The organism is Pseudomonas sp. P5_A12 (assembly GCF_056400685.1).
Map to the genome: position 1 here is coordinate 1 of NZ_JBFUKU010000518.1, position 1,982 is coordinate 1,982.

General features: G+C 57.7%; 2 protein-coding genes. Both read left to right on the plus strand.

Features of this window, described 5'->3' with window-relative positions; translation table 11 throughout:
* Positions 1-508 precede the first annotated feature (508 nt).
* Positions 509-1,762, plus strand: a complete 1,254-nt coding sequence (mexE, locus tag AC1DSG_RS30655; RefSeq protein WP_477794217.1) for a multidrug efflux RND transporter periplasmic adaptor subunit MexE — start codon at positions 509-511, stop codon at positions 1,760-1,762.
* A 15-nt stretch (positions 1,763-1,777) separates the two neighbouring features.
* A partial coding sequence (locus tag AC1DSG_RS30660; protein WP_477794218.1) for an efflux RND transporter permease subunit occupies positions 1,778-1,982 on the plus strand: 205 nt, incomplete at its 3' end.

Consider the following 1,982-nt stretch of genomic DNA (forward strand, 5'->3'; position numbering starts at 1 on the left):
GAATACTACAGTATTAAAATACGTGGTCAACCCCCCCTCTAAAAATTCTTTTCCCTTACCAAAGAGTCCAGGTTGCCATTATGCAAACCTCCAAGATCCGTACAACACATTAGGCAGCAGAGAGCTCAGACCATGTCGTCACGTTCTAGCGCATCGACAGCAGCCCTGCACGCTTTGTAAGGAAATCGCATGGCTTGGAGCTGTGGGCGTTCAGCTGTCTTCCGATGAGCCTTAAAAATAAAGTCATCAAGACAGTTGCTCCTATATTGGAACGCATTCCCCTGCTCGCGAAAGCCATCACACGGTTTCATGCCCGACCTTTGCGGTCACAGCAACACTCAATTGCCATCAATCCAATTGATCACTGATCAGCCAAAGGTGCATGCTAGAGGGCTCGACTGCGCCTCATATCATTCCGAATGATAGTTACCTTCGCTTCATTCGATTCGTGACATACACCCTCGCCGCTCATCATCCGTCCATTCTCAATACATTGGCGGATGCATCCATGGAACAATCACTCAAACACTTGCGCTTCCCGTTGGCCCYGCTGGCCGTACTGGTGATGAGCGCCTGCGGCAAGGCTCCGGAGTCTGCCACGACGATGCCTGCGGCCAAAGTCAGCGTCGCCAAGGTGCTGGAACAACCGGTCAACGAGTGGGACGAATTTACCGGGCGCCTCGAAGCCCCGGAAACGGTAGAAATTCGTCCACGGGTCTCCGGGCAGATTGATGAAGTGGCGTTCACTGAAGGCGCACTGGTCAAGAAAGGCGATTTGCTCTTTCAGATCGACCCGCGTCCTTTCCAGGCAGAGGTCCGCCGCCTCGAAGCCCTGGTTGCCCAGTCCCGCGCCAACGCAACCCGTAGTGAAAACGAAGCCCAGCGCGGTGAACGCCTGCGTACCAGCAACGCAATCTCCGCCGAACTGGCCGACTCGCGCACCAGTGCAGCTCAAGAGGCCCGCGCCGCTGTCGGTGCTCTTCAGGCGCAGTTGGACCTGGCCAAATTGAACCTGAGCTTCACCCGCGTCAGCGCGCCAATCAGTGGTCGCGTCAGCCGTGCAGAAATCACCGCCGGCAACCTGGTGACCGCCGACACCACACCGCTGACCAGCGTCGTCTCCACCGATAAGGTCTACGCCTACTTYGACGCTGACGAACGCGTATTCCTCAAGTACACCCAACTCGCCCGCCAGGGCAAACGCGGCGCTACCACTCCGGTTTACATGGGCCTGTCCGACGAAGACGGCAACCCGCACCAGGGCGTGATGAACTTCATCGACAACCAGGTCAACCCGAAAACCGGCACCATTCGCGGTCGCGCAGTATTCGACAACGCTGATGGCAGCTACACCCCTGGCCTTTATGCGCGCCTGAAACTGGTGGGCAGCGGCACCTATTCCGCCGTACTGATCAATGACGAAGCGGTCGGCACCGATCTGGGCAAAAAATTCGTACTGGTCATGGATGCCGACAACAAAACGGCCTACCGCGCCGTCGAGCTGGGGCCGAAGATTGAAGGGTTGCGCATCGTGCGCAACGGCCTGAACAAGGATGACACCGTCATCGTCAAGGGCCTGCAACGGGTACGCCCTGGCTCGCCGGTCACTCCTGAAGTGATCCCGATGGCCAGCGAGCAGACCCTCGCTGCTCTGGCTCAACAACGACAAGCGCTGGAAGCCAGCAACCTGCCCCAAGTCGCACCTGCCAAGGTCGTGCCGGGTGTGGTTGTGAAACTGGCTGCTGCGACTCCACGCGATTAAGGGATATCGACTCCGATGAATTTTTCCCAATTCTTCATTTCACGACCGATCTTTGCAGCGGTGTTGTCGCTGCTGATCCTGATCGCCGGCGCCATCTCGCTGTTCCAGTTGCCGATCAGCGAATACCCGGAAGTCGTGCCGCCGACCGTTGTGGTCCGTGCCAACTTCCCGGGTGCCAACCCTAAAGTCATCGGTGAAACCGTGGCCGCTCCTTTGGAGC